At 65.3% G+C, this 17,206-nt stretch carries 15 protein-coding genes; 10 read left to right on the plus strand and 5 right to left on the minus strand.

Translation table 11 applies throughout. The features are described 5' to 3' along the window. Window positions 1-9: 9 nt before the first annotated feature. The 5 genes from hpnI (at window position 10) to BW994_RS16065 (ending at window position 6,485) form a co-directional block, all read left to right on the plus strand. On the plus strand, window positions 10-1,209 hold the full coding sequence (gene hpnI, locus BW994_RS16045) for a bacteriohopanetetrol glucosamine biosynthesis glycosyltransferase HpnI (protein WP_051657549.1): 1,200 nt from the start codon (window positions 10-12) through the stop codon (window positions 1,207-1,209). Then, the gene (hpnJ, locus tag BW994_RS16050) at window positions 1,206-2,630 is read left to right on the plus strand and encodes a hopanoid biosynthesis associated radical SAM protein HpnJ (RefSeq protein ID WP_029313162.1); all 1,425 of its coding nucleotides are present in this window, start codon (window positions 1,206-1,208) and stop codon (window positions 2,628-2,630) included. The genes hpnI and hpnJ overlap by 4 nt, the downstream gene beginning before the upstream one ends. Next, a complete protein-coding gene (gene hpnK, locus BW994_RS16055; RefSeq protein WP_029313161.1) occupies window positions 2,623-3,414 on the plus strand; it encodes a hopanoid biosynthesis-associated protein HpnK in 792 nt (263 codons plus the stop codon). The genes hpnJ and hpnK overlap by 8 nt, the downstream gene beginning before the upstream one ends. Before the next feature lie 262 nt (window positions 3,415-3,676). Further along, window positions 3,677-5,515, plus strand: a complete 1,839-nt coding sequence (locus BW994_RS16060; RefSeq protein ID WP_029313160.1) for a beta strand repeat-containing protein — start codon at window positions 3,677-3,679, stop codon at window positions 5,513-5,515. Window positions 5,516-5,636: 121 nt separating this feature from the next. Then, on the plus strand, window positions 5,637-6,485 hold the full coding sequence (locus tag BW994_RS16065) for a class I SAM-dependent methyltransferase (protein ID WP_051657548.1): 849 nt from the start codon (window positions 5,637-5,639) through the stop codon (window positions 6,483-6,485). On the opposite strand, the gene BW994_RS16070 is transcribed toward BW994_RS16065, so the two are convergent. After that, window positions 6,397-7,152 (minus strand): alpha/beta hydrolase, encoded by a 756-nt coding sequence (locus tag BW994_RS16070; protein WP_029313158.1) that lies wholly within the window; start codon window positions 7,150-7,152, stop codon window positions 6,397-6,399. The two genes, BW994_RS16065 and BW994_RS16070, sit on opposite strands and share 89 nt — an antisense overlap. A gap of 59 nt (window positions 7,153-7,211) precedes the next feature. On the opposite strand from BW994_RS16070, the gene BW994_RS16075 reads away from it, so the two are divergent. From BW994_RS16075 to BW994_RS16090, 4 genes are all read left to right on the plus strand, one after another. Further along, window positions 7,212-8,351: a glycosyltransferase family 4 protein gene (locus BW994_RS16075; RefSeq protein WP_029313157.1), complete on the plus strand. Its 1,140-nt coding sequence runs from the start codon at window positions 7,212-7,214 to the stop codon at window positions 8,349-8,351. Next, window positions 8,348-9,247, plus strand: coding sequence for a glycosyltransferase family 9 protein (locus tag BW994_RS16080; protein ID WP_029313156.1), 900 nt, complete (start codon window positions 8,348-8,350; stop codon window positions 9,245-9,247). Before BW994_RS16075 ends, BW994_RS16080 begins: the two co-directional genes overlap by 4 nt. Window positions 9,248-9,457: 210 nt before the next feature. After that, window positions 9,458-11,380: a threonine--tRNA ligase gene (gene thrS / locus BW994_RS16085; RefSeq protein WP_029313155.1), complete on the plus strand. Its 1,923-nt coding sequence runs from the start codon at window positions 9,458-9,460 to the stop codon at window positions 11,378-11,380. Between the two features lie 133 nt (window positions 11,381-11,513). Next, window positions 11,514-11,915, plus strand: coding sequence for a nuclear transport factor 2 family protein (locus tag BW994_RS16090; RefSeq protein WP_029313154.1), 402 nt, complete (start codon window positions 11,514-11,516; stop codon window positions 11,913-11,915). 27 nt (window positions 11,916-11,942) lie between these two features. On the opposite strand, the gene BW994_RS16095 is transcribed toward BW994_RS16090, so the two are convergent. Then, the gene (locus BW994_RS16095) at window positions 11,943-12,998 is read right to left on the minus strand and encodes a glycoside hydrolase family 5 protein (protein WP_029313153.1); all 1,056 of its coding nucleotides are present in this window, start codon (window positions 12,996-12,998) and stop codon (window positions 11,943-11,945) included. A 137-nt stretch (window positions 12,999-13,135) separates the two neighbouring features. On the opposite strand from BW994_RS16095, the gene BW994_RS16100 reads away from it, so the two are divergent. Further along, a complete protein-coding gene (locus BW994_RS16100; RefSeq protein WP_029313152.1) occupies window positions 13,136-13,786 on the plus strand; it encodes an NAD(P)-dependent oxidoreductase in 651 nt (216 codons plus the stop codon). A gap of 10 nt (window positions 13,787-13,796) precedes the next feature. Here BW994_RS16100 and BW994_RS16105 read toward each other — a convergent pair whose 3' ends face one another. The 3 genes from BW994_RS16105 to recQ form a co-directional block, all read right to left on the minus strand. After that, complete coding sequence (locus BW994_RS16105; RefSeq protein ID WP_076454714.1) at window positions 13,797-14,198, minus strand: ArsR/SmtB family transcription factor; 402 nt, start codon at window positions 14,196-14,198, stop codon at window positions 13,797-13,799. Continuing rightward, the gene (locus BW994_RS16110) at window positions 14,195-14,872 is read right to left on the minus strand and encodes a peroxiredoxin (RefSeq protein WP_029313150.1); all 678 of its coding nucleotides are present in this window, start codon (window positions 14,870-14,872) and stop codon (window positions 14,195-14,197) included. The genes BW994_RS16105 and BW994_RS16110 overlap by 4 nt, the downstream gene beginning before the upstream one ends. A 124-nt stretch (window positions 14,873-14,996) precedes the next feature. After that, complete coding sequence (recQ, locus tag BW994_RS16115; RefSeq protein ID WP_029313149.1) at window positions 14,997-16,829, minus strand: DNA helicase RecQ; 1,833 nt, start codon at window positions 16,827-16,829, stop codon at window positions 14,997-14,999. Window positions 16,830-17,206: the final 377 nt, after the last annotated feature.

Genomic DNA, 17,206 nt, shown 5'->3' on the forward strand with positions numbered 1-17,206 from the left:
AGTCTGATCATGGTCGCCGTGCTACCCGCGCTGGCGGATGCGCTCTGCCTCGCAGGCCTCGCCCAGCAGGCGATCGGCGCCAGCCTGATCAAAATAAGCCCCCCCACACCGTCGAGCGGCAACCAACCCGCCATCACCCTGCTGAAACCGCTCTACGGCACCGAACCCCTGCTCGAAGCCGCGCTGGAATCATGCTTCCTGCTCGATTATCCGAAATTCCAACTGGTGTTCGGCGCCGCAGACCCCACGGACCCCGCGCTCGCCATCATCGCCGCCTTGCGCCGACGCTACCCGCAGGTCGATGTCACGGTCATCACCGGCCCCACCCCGCCCGGCCGCAACCGCAAGATCGCCAATCTGATCGCGATGCTGCCGGCCGCGAAACACGATCTGCTGGTGATCTCGGATGCCGATATCCACGCCAGGCCCGACTACCTCACCGCCATCGCAGCCGCGACCAACGCGACGAACACCGGCCTGATCACCTCGTTCTACACCGGCTTGCCGGCGAGCCCCGCGCTGCCCGCCATGCTGGGCGCGATGCAGATCAACCATCAATTCCTGCCCGGTGCCGCCATCGCGCGCGCGCTCGGCCGGCGCGATTGCCTGGGTGCCACCATGGCGCTCAGCCGCGCGACCCTCACCGCGATCGGCGGCCTGCCCGCCCTGCTCGACCATCTGGCCGATGACAACGTGCTCGGCCAGCGCGTCCGCGCCATCGGCCAGCCGATCAACCTCGCCCGCACCATCCCCGCCACCAGCGTCACCGAATCGACGTTCAGGGCGCTGATCCGCCACGAGTTGCGCTGGGCGCGCACCATCCGTGCGCTGGTGCCCGGCGCCTATTGGGGGCTGATCGTCCAATTCCCGCTGTTCTGGGCGCTGGCCGGTCTGGTCCTGGCCGATTTCGCAACCTGGGCCTGGATTGTCGTCGCCCTCGCCGCCGGGCTGCGCTATGCCCTCGCCCGCCATCTCGAGCGTCGCCTCGGCCTCGCCGGCGGTGGCGCGAAATCCCCAACCCTTGCCAAAACCGCCGCGCCATGGCTTTTCCTCTTGCGCGACGGTCTTTCGGCGATCATTTTCGTGGCCAGTTTCTGGAGCGATACGGTCGATTGGCGGGGCCAGACGCTGCACGCCGATTCCGGCCGCAGCAACGGCGCGTTTTCCCCGGCAGCCAGTCCGGTACATGAGTTAGGATCGAAGCGATGATGAAGACCCTGTTCCTGCAACCCCCGTCGTTCGACGGGTTCGATGGCGGCGCCGGCTCGCGCTACCAGGCCAAACGCGAGATCCGCTCGTTCTGGTTCCCCACCTGGCTGGCCCAGCCCGCCGCGCTGATCCCCGGCTCGAAACTGATCGATGCGCCGCCGGCCAATCTCGGCATGGCCGATGTGCTGCCCCATTCCAACGCGGCCGATCTGGTGATCATCCATACCTCGACCCCGTCGTTCGCCAACGACGTCAAGGTCGCCGCCGCCATCAAGGACGCCAACCCGCGCGTCATCATCGGCATGATCGGCGCGAAGGTGGCAGTGCAGGCGCAGGAAAGCCTCGAGCGTGGCACCCCGGTCGATTTCGTCGCCCGCAACGAGTTCGACTTCACGATCAAGGACATCGCCGAGGGCAAGGCCTTCGCCGAGGTCGATGGTATTTCCTACCGCGATGCCACCGGCGCCATCATCCACAACAAGGATCGCGCGATCCTCGAAAACATGGACAGCCTGCCCTTCGTGTCGGATGTCTACAAGCGCGACCTGCGGATGGAAGATTATTTCATCGGCTATCTGCTGCACCCCTATGTCTCGCTCTACACCGGCCGCGGCTGCAAATCGCGCTGCACCTTCTGCCTCTGGCCGCAAACCGTCGGCGGCCACCGCTACCGTACCCGCTCGGTCGAACACGTCATCGCCGAGGTCAAACAAATCCAGCGCGACTTCCCGCAGATGAAGGAATTGTTCTTCGACGACGACACCTTCACCGATAACCTGCCCCGCGCCGAAGCGATCGCGCGCGAGCTTGGCAAGCTCGGCGTCACCTGGTCGTGCAACGCCAAGGCCAACGTGCCGCGCGACACGTTGAAAGTCCTGGCCGACAATGGCTTGCGCCTGCTGCTGGTCGGCTATGAATCCGGCAACCAGCAGATCCTGCATAATATCAAGAAGGGCATGCGGATCGAGGTGGCCCGCCAGTTCACCAAGGATTGCCACGATCTCGGCATCAAGATCCACGGCACCTTCATCCTCGGCCTGCCCGGCGAAAGCCAGGAGACCATCCGCGAGACCATCCAGTTCGCCAAGGACATCAACCCCCACACCATCCAGGTCTCGCTGGCCGCGCCCTATCCGGGCACATTCCTGTACGACCAGGCGGTGGAAAACGGCTGGCTCGACGTCGCCAACGCCGAATTGATCGACGATCACGGCATCCAGATCGCACCGCTGCACTACCCCAACCTCAGCCACACCGAGATTTTCGAAAGCGTCGAGCTGTTCTACCGGAAGTTCTATTTCCGCGCGCCGAAGATCATGTCGATCCTGAACGAAATGGTCCGCAGCCCGCAGATGATGAAGCGCCGCCTGCGCGAAGGCGTCGAGTTCTACCAATTCCTGCGCGAGCGCCACGCTGCCTGAACCGAAATCCGTCGTCTACGCGGCCGATGATTTCGGCCTGACCGAGAGCGTCAACGAAGCGGTCGAAATCGCCCATCGGGATGGCTGCCTCACCCAGGCCAGCCTGATGGTCGCGGCCCCGGCGGCGGCGGATGCGGTGGCGCGCGCGCGGCGCCTGCCCGGTCTCGCGGTCGGCCTGCATCTGGTGCTGGTCGATGGCGATTCGGCACTCGGCCACGCGGCCCTGCCGCACATCACCGGCCCGGACGGACGGTTCGGCACCGATCAGGTGGCGCGCGGCGTCCGCTACTTCGCCTCACCCGCCGCGCGGCGCGAACTTGCACGCGAAATCCGCGCCCAGTTCGAGGCGTTCCGCGCCACCGGCCTCGCGCTGCACCACGCGGACAGCCACAAGCACATGCACCTGCACCCCACGGTTGCACGCCTGATGATCACGATCGGCCGCGAATTCGGCCTCACCCGCATCCGCGTTCCCGCCGAGCCGCCCGCCGTCCTCGCCGCCTGCGGCGAGACACCGACGCTGGGGGACCGCGCACTGCACGCCTGGTCCGACGTGCTGCGCCACCAGGCGCGCAGCGCCGGACTCACCAGCCCCGATCACGTCTTCGGCATCAAATGGTCCGGCCGAATGACGGAAGACAAGATCCGCGTCCTGCGCGCCCATCTGCCTGCGGGCTCCAGTGAGATCTATTTCCACCCCGCCACAGAGCAGGACGCGTCACTGGCCCGGCTGATGCCCGGCTACCGCCATGCCGAGGAACTGCAAGCGCTGCTGGCGCGTTAAGAGTCCGGTCATGTCATCGCAGGCCGGCAGGCCGTAGCTCAAACCTCAGATCAGTCTCGTGCTTCGATGTTTCTGTGTTATTTTGAGAAAATTGTTGATAAAAATTGTCGCGTATCACGGATCATAAATTTTTCACTTGAAAACACGCTGTAGTTGCAATAAGGGTGGTGCAACTAGAGACGTTTGAGCACTTACCCGTTGTTAAGCTTTTCAAGCTAAAACCCCAATCCGCACGTTCGAATGCAATTTCAAGGAGAGCTTTGTGTCAACCTCACAATCTGCGACCGGTACCGTCTCGGTCACCCCATCCTTTGGCGCCGCGCCGTTCGGCTTCGATGTCGCGGCCGACATGGTTGCGCCCATCCAGGACGCGCTGGCGCAAGTCACAGCCCTCGTCGTATCGAACTCGGTCTATAACCCGGTCACGGCCACCACGATCACCCTGAATGCGGACGGCACCACAAGCTCGTCGATCCCCGCACCGGTGACCTCTTTTGCCACGTCGCCATTTATCTACATGGGCGGCAGCGTCAGCGGCGCCGGCAGCACAATCAACCTGCCGACGCAGGGCAGCAGCCGCGGCTTCGCCGGCCTGATCTTCACCTTCGCCGGCAGCGAAACCGTAACCGGCGGCGCCGGCAAGAACGAAATCATCGTCACAGGCGCCAACACCAACCTTACCTTCGATCCGCTTGGCGGCGCCTTGGGCGTCAGCACCATCTATGCCGGCGGCGGCAACAACAACTTCACGCTCGATGGCACCAACTACACCGTCGAGGTCGGCAGCGGCAACAACACGATCACCGCCGCGCTGAACAACGGCACCTCGATCAGCTACAACACCATTTCGACCAGCGGCGGCAACAATCTGATCAAGCTCGATTCCGGCACATCCACCGTTACCTCCGGCGGCACCGATCACATCACTGTGGCGGATGCGGGTAATCTCATCACCGTGACGGGAAACTCCGTCGTCGGCATGACCTCCGCCTCGTCGAGCAATTCGGTCCTGGCCACCGGTAACGAGACCGTCGCCATGGACGGCACCGGAGACTCCGTAACAGCCGGCGGCTCCTCGACTGTCCTGGTGTTCAGCAACTTGAACTCGGTCGACATGACCGCCGGGTTGAAGGCAGAAGTGCTGGGCAACGCCAACACCATTACCAGCAGCAGTAACGCCGCCATTGCCGTTTTCGGTCAGGCCAATTTGGTCGACGCCGGCCCGACCGGCATCTTCTACGCGTATGGCAGCGGCAACACGATCAACGCCGTCGGGTCGGACACCGTCATGGGCAACGGCAGCAACAACACGATCAATGTCGCCGGTGGCGGCGTCGTCTTCGCTGCGGGAACCGGTGACTCGATCATCGCCTCCTCGTCCAGCAGCGCCTTCGTCGTCCTGGGTGGCCCCGGCGCCACCGATTTTGCAACCCTCGCCGGTTCCTCGTTCGGCTACGCCGAAGGCGGCGCGGCGATCGACGCGACCAACGGCACCTACATGATCCTCGCCTCCGGCAGCAACACCGCAACCCTCGGCGGTGGCTCGCTCGCATTCGTCGCCTCCGGCGCCGACACGATCGTCGCGACCGGTGCCGCCTACGTGTATGGTGGTGCCGGCACGATCGATTTCGTCGGCGGCGCCGGTCACAGCATAATCGAACAGGGCACCGGCGCGGTCACCGCAACCGCCGGTTCTGGGGGCATCACCGCCTATGGCGGCACCAGCGGCGGCAACTCGCTGGTCGGCGGTGCCGGCAGCAACACCCTCTACGCCGAAGGCACCGGCAGCACCCTGATCGGCGGTTCCGGCACCAACAATCTGTTCGCCGCCTCCGGTGCCACCACAATGGTCGGCGGCACCAACGCCACGCTGAACAATTTCGAATTCACCGCCAACACCGCCGGCAGCACGGATGTGGTCAGCGGCTTCAACGCCACCACCGATAAAATCACCCTCGGCTCCGGCGTCACCGTCACCAACCAGACCGTCAACAGCGGCGGCCTGAGCCTCACCCTCAGCGACGGCACCAAAATCTCGGTCCTCGGCGTTGCCAACACGCTCACGTCCAACACCAGCGGCTCCAGCACGATCCTCACCTGACCGCACGATCCAGACCCTCGCAAAACCGTTCGGCCCCAACCGGCCGGACGGTTTTTTTCATCACCGTCTCACAGCAACACCAACGCTTGAAACCTCCCGCCATCCGGGCCTAGTCACCCGCATGACCAAGGTCGCGCATCGCTTCGGCCGTTCCGGCTTCGGCACCACCCCGGCCGCCTACGCTCATGCCCGGCCAAACTACCCGCAAGACCTCTACGATACGCTTGCCGCCCGCTGCGGCCTCGGCCCCGGCAGCCGCGTGTTCGAAATCGGCCCCGGCACCGGCACCGCCACCGCTTCCATCCTCGCCGCCGGTGTCGCCCATATCCGCGCGATCGAACCCGACCCCCGCCTCGCCGCGCATCTCCGCCAAACCCTGCCCAACCCCACCCTGACCATCGAACAAGCCCCGTTCGAACAGACCAGCCTCCCCGCCGCCACGTTCGACCTCGGCATCGCCGCCACCTCGTTTCACTGGGTCCGCCAGCAGCCCGGCCTGCGCAAAGCCCACGCCGCGCTGAAACCAGGCGGCAGGTGGGCCATGTGGTGGACCCATTTCGGCAGCGGCACCGACGATGAGTTCCAGGCCGCCACCGCCCATCTGTTCGCGTCCATCCAGCCACAACCCGGCCGAACCAAGCCCCGCCCACCGTTCGACCTCGATCACGCCGCCCGCCTGCACGACCTCGCCACCGCCGGCTTCACCAGCCCGCAGGCCGATACGTTCACCGCAACCGCGCTCTACGACACCGCAAGGCTGGTCACCCTCTACCGCGATTTCTCCGTCATCCAGGCGCTCGCGCCGGCCGCCCAGGCCGATTTCCTCGCCGAAATCGCCCGCATCGCCGACCAATCCTTCGCCGGCCGCATCGAACGCCGCTTCACGACAACGCTTTACACAGCCCAGCGACCACATCGCCAATCACCACCAGATCCTCTGGCCGCGACAGCCGGTGCCCGCCATCCTTGATCAGGATCACCTGCACATCACGCGCCGTCAGGCACGCGGCGAGCCGCAGGCTGGTCTGCCACGGCACATCGTCATCCATCTGCCCATGCACGAGCCGCACCGCCCCCTCGAACGCGATCGGCGCACGCAGCACAAGCTGGCGCACCCCGTCATCGAGCAACCCCGCGCTCATCATGGTCGGCGGCCCATAGGCGCTCGGCATCGCCAGCACACCGTCGCGCGCCAGCGCCTGCCGCGCCGCATCGCTCAGCGCCGGACGGATCAGATCCTCGGTAAAATCCGGCGCCGCCGCAATCCCGACCATTCCGCTCACCCGCGCCCCCAGCCAGCGCAGCAGCAACAGCATGATCCAGCCGCCCATCGAAGAGCCGACCAGCACGATCTCACCCTCCGGCACCACCGCCGCAATCACCGCATGCGCATCCGCCGCCCACCGGCCGATCGTGCCATCCTCGAATCGCCCGCCCGATGCGCCATGCCCGGAATAATCCAGCCGCAGCATCGCCTGCCCGCGCGCCGCACAGGCATCGCGCAAAAACAACGCCTTGCTGCCCTGCATGTCCGAGGCAAACCCCGGCAGAAACACCAAAGTCGGCCCCACCCCCGGCAGATGCGCATAGGCCAGCGCCACCCCATCCGCCTCGATCCTGCCCACCACTTCCGTCATCGCACTCTCCCCTTGCCGCGCCCGCCATGGTAACGCCGCCGTCGCACAGCAGGTGAGATATGGCCAAACCGTCCGACTACGCGATTCTACAGGTTCTGCCCCAACTGGAAACCGGCGGCGTCGAGCAGGTCGTCGTCGAACTGACCGAAGCGGTCGCCCGCACCGGTGCCCGCGCCCTGGTCGCGAGCCTGCCCGGCAAACTCGTCCCCGCCATCGAGCGCGCCGGCGGCACCCATATCCCGCTCGACCTCAAATCCCGCAACCCGTTCCGCATGAGCTGGAACGGCGACCAACTGGCCAAACTGATCAAATCCCAGCGCGTCTCACTCATCCACGCCCATTCCCGCGCCCCCGCCTTCGCCGCCCGCGCCGCCAGCATGCGCCGCAGCATCCCGTTCGTGACCACCTATCACGGCGCCTACAACCAGACCGGCCCGCTCAAGAGCCGCTACAACGCCGTCATGGCCGGTGGCGACCGCGTCATCGCCATCTCCACCTTCATCGCCGATCTGGTCCGCGCCCGCCACCACATCGGCGATGACAAACTCCGCATCGTCCCCGGCGGCGTCGATCCCGCCCGGTTCGACCCCGATGCGATCAACGGCGGCCGCGTCGAACGCCTCGCCCGCGCCTGGCGCCTGCCGGACGGCGCCCCCACCATCATGCTGCCCGCCCGCCTGACCGCCTGGAAAGGCCAGCAGGTCATGATCGCCGCCCTCGCCAAACTCCGCCACCGCGACGCCATCCTCATCCTGGTCGGCAGCGCCCAGGGTCGCGACGCCTATCTGAAATCACTCTCCCAACTGGCCCAGAGCCTCGATGTCGCCCAACGCGTCCTGTTCGCCGGCGATTGCGCGGACATGCCGGCCGCCTACAAACTGGCCGATGTCGTGGTCAACGCCTCGACCGACCCGGAAGCCTTCGGCCGCACCATCGTCGAAGCCCAGGCGATGCGCCGCCTGGTCATCGCGACCGACCATGGCGCCGCCAGGGAGACCATCCGCGCCAACGAAACCGGCTGGCGCGTACCCCCCAACGACCCCGCCGCCCTCGCCGCCGCGATCGATCAGGCGCTCGATCTGCCGGTCGAAGCCCGCATCGCCATCGGCGCCGCCGCGCGCGATTTCGTCGCCGCACACTACGCCGTCAGCACCATGCAGGCCGGCAATCTCGCGGTCTATCACGAGTTGCTGGGGTGAAAATCCTGGTGATCCGCCACGGCGCGCTGGGTGACATCGTTCTCAGCCTCCCCGCCTTCGCCGGCATCCGCGCCCACCACCCAAATGCCATCATCACCCTGCTCACCACCGCCCCCTTCGCAGCACTCCTCGCCCAATCACCCTGGTTCGACCACGTCACGATCGATACCAAACCCGCGCCTTGGAACCTCCCTGGCCTGCTCGCCCTGCGCCGCGCGCTCACCGGCTTCGATTTCGTCTACGATTTGCAAACCTCATCGCGCTCCTCGCGCTACCACCGCCTCTCCGGCGCACCCAAATGGTCCGGCATCGCGCCCGGCAGCACCCACCGCCACGCCAATCCGGCCCGCAATACAATGCACAGCCGCGAACGCATCGCCGAACAACTCGCCATCGCCGGCATCCCCAACCTGCCCACCCCCGACCTCACCTGGCTCGCCACGCAACCACCACCCGGCCTGCCACCCCGCTTCACCGCCCTCATCCCCGGCGCGTCACCCCATCGGCCGGAAAAACGCTGGCCCGCCGCCAACTTCGGCGCCCTCGCCACCACACTCACCACACAAGCCGTCATCCTCGGCACCAGAGCCGAACAACCGATCGCCGCCGAAATCCGCCACCTCTGCCCCACCGCCATCGACCTGACCGGCCGCACCACCCTGCCCCAACTCGCCGCCACGCTCGCCCGCGCCACCCTCGCCATCGGCAACGACACCGGCCCCATGCACCTCGCCGCCGCGTTGAACACACGCTGCATCGTCCTGTTCGGCGGCGCCAGCGACCCCGCGCTGACCGCACCCCGCATGCCGGATGGCGCCTGGCCGACGATCATCCGCGCGCGCGATCTTGCGGATTTGCCGGTCTCGGACGTGGCCGCGGCGATCGGGGACAGGTAAGCAAGAAAGCTCTACTTTTTTGTAAAAAAGTAGCAAAAAACTTTCTTTAATTTGGTGCACAGGCGCCCCGCCGGCACGGACCAAACGAACGAAGTTTTTTTTGCTTCTTTTTTGTTCACAAAAAAGAAGACCTTCCCTTACCTCACGCTTGGCTTTGCCTCGCCACCCCGGCATAACCCTGCCTCACCCTTGCCCTGAAGGAGCAAAGCCATGCCCGCGATCACCTTGCCTGACGGTTCCGTCCGCGACTATCCGGGCGCCGTCACGGGCACCACGATCGCGGCATCGATCGGCCCGGGCCTCGCAAAAGCCGCCATCGCCATGGAGGTTGATGGCGCGCTGATGGACATCGCCCGCGAAATCAGCACCGATTCCCGCGTCCGCTTCATCACCCGCAAGGACCCCGAAGCCCTGACCATGATCCGTCACGATGCGGCGCATGTCATGGCCGAAGCCGTGCAATCGCTCTACCCCGGCACCCAGGTCACCATCGGCCCGGCGATCGACGGCGGTTTCTACTACGATTTCTTCCGCAACGAGGCCTTCACCCCGGATGATCTGCCGGCAATCGAAGCCCGCATGCGCGCCATCATCGCCGCCAACGCGCCGTTCACCCGCGAAGTCTGGCCGCGCGACACCGCCATCGATTTCTTCGAATCCCGCGGCGAACGCTTCAAGGCCGAGCTGATCCGCGACCTGCCGGATGCCGAGACCATCACCATCTACCGCCAGGGCGACTGGCTCGACCTCTGTCGCGGCCCGCACATGCGCGCCACCGGCGATATCGGCGGCGCCTTCAAACTCACCAAGGTCGCCGGCGCCTATTGGCGCGGCGATCACCGTAACCCCATGCTCAGCCGCATCTACGGCACCGCCTGGCGCGACGCCAAAGAGCTCGACGCGCACCTCCACCAACTGGAAGAGGCCGAACGCCGCGACCACCGCAAAATCGGCCGCCAGATGGATCTGTTCCACATGCAGGAAGAAGCCGCCGGCTCGGTCTTCTGGCACGAAAAAGGCTGGCGCCTCTACCGCACCGTCGAATCCTACATGCGCCGCCGCCAGGAGCAGTTCGGCTACTCGGAAGTCCGCACCCCGCAACTGCTCGACCGTTCGCTGTGGGAAAAATCCGGCCATTGGGACAATTACCACGCCCACATGTTCATCGCCGAAGTCGAGGACGAAAACAAAGTCCTCGCGGTCAAACCGATGAACTGCCCCTGCCACGTCCAAATCTTCAACCACGGCCTGCGCAGCTACCGCGAACTGCCGCTGCGCATGGCCGAATTCGGCGCCTGCCACCGCTACGAACCGTCCGGCGCGCTGCACGGCATCATGCGGGTGCGCGCCTTCGCGCAGGACGATGCGCATATTTTCTGCACCGAAGACCAGATCGCCAGCGAAACCGTCCGCTTCGTCGAAATGCTCCGCACCGTCTACGCCGATTTCGGCTTCGAGGATTTCACCGTCAAATTCGCCGACCGCCCCACCCCCCGCGCCGGCAGCGACGAAGTCTGGGACAAAGCCGAATCCGCCCTCAAATCCGCCTGCGCCGAAGCCGGCGTCAGCTACACGCTCAACCCCGGCGAAGGCGCGTTCTACGGCCCGAAACTCGAATTCGTCCTGCGCGACGCCATCGGCCGTGACTGGCAATGCGGCACGCTGCAAGTCGATTTCGTGATGCCCGAACGGCTCGACGCCAGCTACATCACCGCCTCATCCACCCGCGCTCACCCGGTCATGCTGCACCGCGCGATCGTGGGCTCGTTCGAACGCTTCATCGGCATCCTGATCGAAAGCTTCGCCGGCCGCTTCCCGCTCTGGCTCGCCCCCACCCAGGTCGCCGTCGCCAGTATCGTGACCGACGCCAACGACTACGCCGAAACCGTCGCCGCCACGCTCAAGGCCGCCGGACTCTCGGTCGTCACCGATACCCGCAACGAAAAAATCAACGCGAAAATCCGCGACCTCAGCCTCGCCCTGATCCCCAACATCCTGGTCGTCGGCCGCCGCGAAGCCGAACAGAACACCGTCTCGCTCCGCCGCCTCGGCAGCGATGCCTCGCAATCGATGACGCTCGACGACATGGTCACCGCCCTGAAAACCGAGGCTACGCCGCCGGATTTGCGATAGGTTAAGGGTAAGACTGCTTTTTTGTAAAAAAGCAGCAAAAAACTTTTGGCTATCGGTGCCCGGGGGAGGGTCTCGGGCATCGAACCAACTGATTAGCGCGCTCTGCGAGACATTTCAGGGGGGTTTCGCTGCGATGAGGTCACCGACGACCAGCGATTTCGATGCCAGCGCCCTTGTGATAGAATTCTGGCGACTGATGGCGACCAATGATTTCCATGCGGTCGGGGCCGTCCTGGCACAGGAATTTACCCTGGAATGGCCGCAGTCCGGCGAATTGATCCGCGGCCCGCGAAATTTCGCTCTGCTCAACGCCGAATACCCCGCACAAGGGCCATGGCGCTTCACCATCAATCAGATCGTCGCACAGGGCGAGACGGTCGTTTCAGACGTCTCCGTGACCGATGGCGTCCAACAGGGGCGCGCGATCTCGTTTTTCACCCTCGCCGGCGGCAAAATCATGAAAATCGTCGAGTTCTGGCCGGAGCCTTATGCGCCGCCCCATGATCGCGCACGGTTTACCGAACCATTGATCTGACCAACCCTGTCGCGCGCCTTGGCGCGTTCACCGCCACCCCAACGCCTGCATCACACCAGGATCGAGCGGCGCCGCACCATGCGCCATCGGCGACACGTTCAGACCCATCGGATCATCATACCCCCAAAGCGCCCAGCCAAACCCGTTCGCGGTGAACGCACCCCGCGCCGCGCTCAGCCATTCCCGCCGCGCCTGCACATTCAGCGCCGCGGCCGCCCCGAACTCACCGACCAGAACATTGGCATGATGACGCGCCGCCCAGGCCCCGACCATGCCGATCCGCTTTGCCAACGTCGCCGCATCCCAGCGCCCGGCGCAATAATAGCGCACCACCGCCGCCGTCCGCGCATCACCGCCGATCGCATCGCACGCCGCCACCGAACTCACCGGAAACGGCAACCGCGCCAGCACCCGGCGCTCGAGCCCAGGGTCGAACGCCGCCAGCGCGGTCAGCACCGCCGGCTCATAGAAATGAAAACTATAGATCACCCGCGGATCGGCAAGCGGCGGCAGTTTCAGCAAACCATCGATGCCGCCCCAATCGGCCCCGGTCACAATCACCGTGGAACCCGGCAGGCTGCGCCGGATCACCGCAAGCACACCCAATTGCATCGCCGGCCACGCGGCCGGATCGGTCAACACCGGTTCGTTCATCACCTCCGGAAACACGCGGGAGGACCCGAATCCGGCCAGAACCGGCGCAACCTGCCGCCAGAACGCCACCAGCCGCGCGCGATCGAGCGCGGGATCGCCAGCATTCCACCGCAACGGCGTCGGCACCACCACCACGCCCAGCCCCGAAGCGAGCACGCGCCGCACCGCCGCCTGCAACGCCTGCAAGGCGCCCGGTTGACGCAGCAGCGCCGGTTGCACCGGCAAACGCAGAAACCGCACCCCCGCCGCGCGCAACTGCCGCAGCGTCCCCGGCGACAGATCGCAGCACAAATCCGCCGCCCCCGATCGGGCCGGATAGCGAAACCAATGCGCCACGTTCAAACCATCGCGCAACACCGGCGGCAGTTGCGCCGTCGCGATGCCACACCACAACAGCGCGATGGCCAGAGTTCCGAACAACCGGATCATGTAACCCAACCTATAGTAGAAAAGTCACTATACCTTGAGTTTCATCCAACGCACCGGGTTTCTGCAAAAGCACCGCAAGAAACTTCCGCTCCAGCCGGGCATCGCCATATCCGTCTGATCGGCATACAGGATATCCCATGAAAACCATCGTGTTCGGCGCAACCGGCGGCACCGGTGCCGCTGTCATCCGCCTGCTCCGCGCCGAGGGCGACGACGTCACCGCCTTTGTCCGCAACCCCGCCCGCCTGACCGATCAGGCGAACGTTGCGCTCGTCACCGGCGATGTCATGAACCCCGCCGATGTCGCCGCCGCCATGCCGGGGCATGACCGGGTGGTGATCAGCCTCGGCAATTCGCAGAACCCGTTCGCCCTGCTGCTCGGCGCAAAGCGCACCACGCCGCGCGATGTCTGCGAAACCGGCACCATCAACATCATCGCCGCGATGCAGGCGGCCGGCGTCCGGCGCGTCGTCTGCGTCACCGCGTTCGGCATCGGCGCGACGCGCACGAAATCGCCGCTGATGTTCAAAATCTTCTACAGCCTGGTCCTGCGCGAACACATGGCGGACAAGGAGCGCCAGGAGGCCGCCTTGCGCGCATCCGGCCTCGACTGGACCCTGGTGCAGCCGGTCGGCCTGACCGACCAGCCAGCCACCGGAACCTATACCGCGAGCCCGACCGGCGCGCTCGGCAAACAAACCATGGGCCGGGCGGATGTCGCGCGCTACATCGTCACCGCCTTGGCCGACCCCGCCACCATCGGCCAGTCGATCGCGCTGTCCGGCTGACCCCGCGGCCTTACGGCCGGCTCGGGCCCACTGTTGCGAACATTGCCACCTGCCGGTTGCTGGCGTCAGGGCGCGGCGTGTCGCTGCGTACCGACGGCGCAACCGGGTCGCGCGGTTCGCCGCCGAACCCGACCAACAGCGCCTCGATCAGGCGTTTCTGCTCGTCATCCGCAATGCTGTAGATCATCGCCCGCGAATCCCGCCGCGCCACCACCAGCCCGGCATCGCGCAATTCGGCCAGTTGCTGCGACAGATTGGGCTGGCGGATATCGAGCGCGGTCTCCAAATCCCCCACCGCCTGCTCGCCGCCCAGCAGATGCAGCACGATGCGCAGCCGCACCGCATTGGCGAGCGAGCGCAGCACCAAGGCCGCCTTCGCCACATCGATCGTCGCCGCCCCCGCGCCGCTCATACCGGCTTTGCCTTCGGCGCGCGCGCATCGGGCAACGGCCCGGTGCGGTAATACCAATCCTCGCCGGCAAAGCCGGGCTCATCCAGCGACGCCGCCAGTTGCGGCGCCGGCAGTATCACGTCCTCCCCGGGCACCCAGTTCGCCGGCGTCGAAACATGATGCGCATCGCTGGTCCGCAGTGCCGCCACCAGGCGCAGCAATTCTTCGACATTCCGGCCCGTCGTCATCGGGTACCATAAAATCGCCCGCACGATCCCGATCGGATCGATCACGAACACCGCGCGCACCAGCGCGGTATCCGGCGCCTGCGGCGGCACCATGCCGAAACTGCGCGCAATCACCATCGAAGGGTCCTCGATGATCGGAAACCCGATATCCACGCCGAATTGCACCCGAATACTGCGCAGCCACGCCAGATGCGAATAAAGACTGTCCACCGAGAGCGCGAGCAACGCACAATCGAGCGCCGCAAACCGCTCCGCCGCCCGCGCCAAGGCGACGAATTCGCTGGTGCACACCGGCGTGAAATCCGCCGGATGCGAAAAAAATAACACCCATTGCCCGCGATAATCCGAGAGCGAGCGCATCCCCATCGTGGTGCGCGCCCGAAAATCCGGAGCAACATCATGCAGTTGCGGCGGATGGACCGCATCGGATGCAATCGGCAGTGTCATGCTGTTTCCTTATCGACCGGCCCGCGAGACCGTGAACATCCCCACAACGGGAGATCGAGGGCAGACACTTAGAATATCGCTAAATTATCGTTTTGCCAATATATCACGTGCCGCAGGTCGCGGCCTATCCCTGCGCCTGGGCCAGCGCCGCCAGCACGTCATCGCCATAGCGGTCGATCTTGCTGCGCCCCATGCCGGGAATCGCCTCCAGCTCCGCCCGGCTGCGCGGCCGCTTGGTCGCCAGCGCCATCAGCGTGCTGTCATGAAAAATCACATAGGCCGGCACGCCCTGCGCCGTCGCCAGTTGCTTGCGCGTCGCCCGCAGCGCCTCGAACACCGGCTCGGCACCGGCATCCAGCATCGTGCGCGCCGCCGGCCGCGTCCGCGCGCCGGCCGATTTCGGGCTCGCCTGATCGCGCCGGAAGTGCACCACCTCCGCCCCACGCAAAATCGGGCCGGACAGCGCCGTGGTGCACAGCGCGCCGAACTGCTCGTGATCGACCGCGACAATGCCGTGCACCACCATCTGGCGGAACACCGAAGCCCAGCCCTTGCGGTCGAGTTCGGTGCCGACGCCAAAGGTCGGCAGCTTGTCATGCCCGAACCGCACGATCTTTTCGGTCGCCACCCCCAGCAGTACGTCGGTCAGATGCCCGACGCCGAACCGCTGCCCGGTCCGCAACATGGCCGACAACGCCTTGCGCGCCGCCAACGTGCCATCCCAGGTTTCCACCGCCGTCGCGCAATTATCGCAATGCCCGCAAGTCAGTGCCGGCGTTTCGCCGAAATGCGCCAGAATCGCACGCCGCCGGCAGGCCGCGGTTTCGCACACGCCGAGCAGCGCATCGAGCTTGCTGCGCTCGACCCGCTTGACCTCGTCCGGCGCGTCGCCCTGATCGATCATCCGGCGCCGCAGCGTGACATCCTGCAGCCCATACAGCAGCAGCGTCTCGGCCGGCATGCCGTCGCGCCCGGCCCGCCCGGTCTCCTGATAAAACGCCTCCAGGCTCGACGGCAGATCGAGATGCGCGACAAACCGCACATCCGGCTTGTCGATCCCCATGCCGAACGCAATCGTCGCCACCAGCACCAACCCCTCGTCCGCCAGAAACGCATCCTGATGCCGGTTGCGCGTCCCGGCATCGAGCCCGGCATGATAGGCCAGCGCGTTGATCCCCTGCGCCCGCAGCCAGGCTGCCGTTTCTTCCACCGTCGCGCGGCTGAGGCAGTAAACAATGCCGCTCTCGCCGGGATGCGTCTTCAAAAACGCCAGCAACTGCTTCTTCGGCTCGGTCTTGAGCGCGATGTTATAAAAAATATTCGGCCGGTCGAAACTCGCGAGGAACAACCGCGCCGCACCCAGGTCGAGCCGGCGGCGAATATCCTCGCGCGTCTGCGGATCGGCCGTGGCGGTCAGTGCCAGGCGCGGCACGCCGGGAAACCGCGTGCCCAACGTTGCCAGTTGCAGATATTCCGGCCGGAAATCATGCCCCCACTGGCTGATGCAATGCGCCTCGTCGATCGCGAACAGCGCGATCGGCACCGCATCGAGCATGTCCATGAAATCGGCCGAAACCAGCCGCTCGGGTGCGACATATAGCAAATCGAGCCGCCCGGCGCGCAAATCCGCCCGCACCCGGCTGCGCTCCGCCGCATCGAGGCTGGAGTTCAGCGCCGCGGCCCGCACACCCAACTGGCGCAGCGCCTCGACCTGATTGCGCATCAGCGCGATCAGCGGCGACACCACAATGCCGACGCCGGGCCGGCACAAAGCAGGCAATTGATAACACACCGATTTACCACCGCCGGTCGGCATCAGCACGATCGCATCCGCCCCGCCGATCACATGCGAGACAATCTCGGCCTGCTGGCCCCGAAACCCGCCGTGGCCAAAAATCGTGTGCAGAATCTGCTCAGGCGTCTGGCTCAGCGCCGTATCATGGGCTTCACTCGGAATGACGGGGACTCCAGCAGAAGATCGTGTAGCTCATGATGTCTGCCCTCGGTTCTTGCATGTCAACCGGAGCCAAACAGGCAAGGTAAGGTCTTCTTTTTTGTGAACAAAAAAGAAGCAAAAAAAACTTTGTTCATCTGGGCCCGTACCGGTTCCAACCCCCGTGCCCCAGATTAAAAAAAGTTTTTTGCTTCTTTTTTTCAAAAAAGAAGTACTTCTTTTCGTCTGCCTGACTTTTTCCCTTTCTCACCCCCCACCCCCTTGGTTTATCTAGCGGTCATGATCTCGAACGCGCCCTTCATGCCCTCCGACCCGTCCGAGCGCTTCGCGATGATCTTCCGCGCCCTGCAACGCTCCGTGGCCGACAACGGCTACCGCCT

Source organism: Acidiphilium rubrum (genome assembly GCF_900156265.1).
In the GTDB taxonomy this organism is placed as follows: Bacteria; Pseudomonadota; Alphaproteobacteria; order Acetobacterales; family Acetobacteraceae; genus Acidiphilium; species Acidiphilium rubrum.

Bases quoted from the DNA above. Each gene is read 5' to 3' on its own strand.
- BW994_RS16075 (WP_029313157.1), top strand. From the start codon at position 7,212: ATGGCCAAACCGTCCGACTACGCGATTCTACAGGTTCTGCCCCAACTG.
- BW994_RS16100 (WP_029313152.1), top strand. From the start codon at position 13,136: ATGAAAACCATCGTGTTCGGCGCAACCGGCGGCACCGGTGCCGCTGTC.
- hpnJ (WP_029313162.1), top strand. From the start codon at position 1,206: ATGATGAAGACCCTGTTCCTGCAACCCCCGTCGTTCGACGGGTTCGAT.
- BW994_RS16105 (WP_076454714.1), bottom strand. From the start codon at position 14,198: ATGAGCGGCGCGGGGGCGGCGACGATCGATGTGGCGAAGGCGGCCTTG.
- BW994_RS16090 (WP_029313154.1), top strand. From the start codon at position 11,514: ATGAGGTCACCGACGACCAGCGATTTCGATGCCAGCGCCCTTGTGATA.
- thrS (WP_029313155.1), top strand. From the start codon at position 9,458: ATGCCCGCGATCACCTTGCCTGACGGTTCCGTCCGCGACTATCCGGGC.
- BW994_RS16110 (WP_029313150.1), bottom strand. From the start codon at position 14,872: ATGACACTGCCGATTGCATCCGATGCGGTCCATCCGCCGCAACTGCAT.
- BW994_RS16095 (WP_029313153.1), bottom strand. From the start codon at position 12,998: ATGATCCGGTTGTTCGGAACTCTGGCCATCGCGCTGTTGTGGTGTGGC.
- hpnI (WP_051657549.1), top strand. From the start codon at position 10: ATGGTCGCCGTGCTACCCGCGCTGGCGGATGCGCTCTGCCTCGCAGGC.
- BW994_RS16070 (WP_029313158.1), bottom strand. From the start codon at position 7,152: ATGACGGAAGTGGTGGGCAGGATCGAGGCGGATGGGGTGGCGCTGGCC.
- BW994_RS16065 (WP_051657548.1), top strand. From the start codon at position 5,637: ATGACCAAGGTCGCGCATCGCTTCGGCCGTTCCGGCTTCGGCACCACC.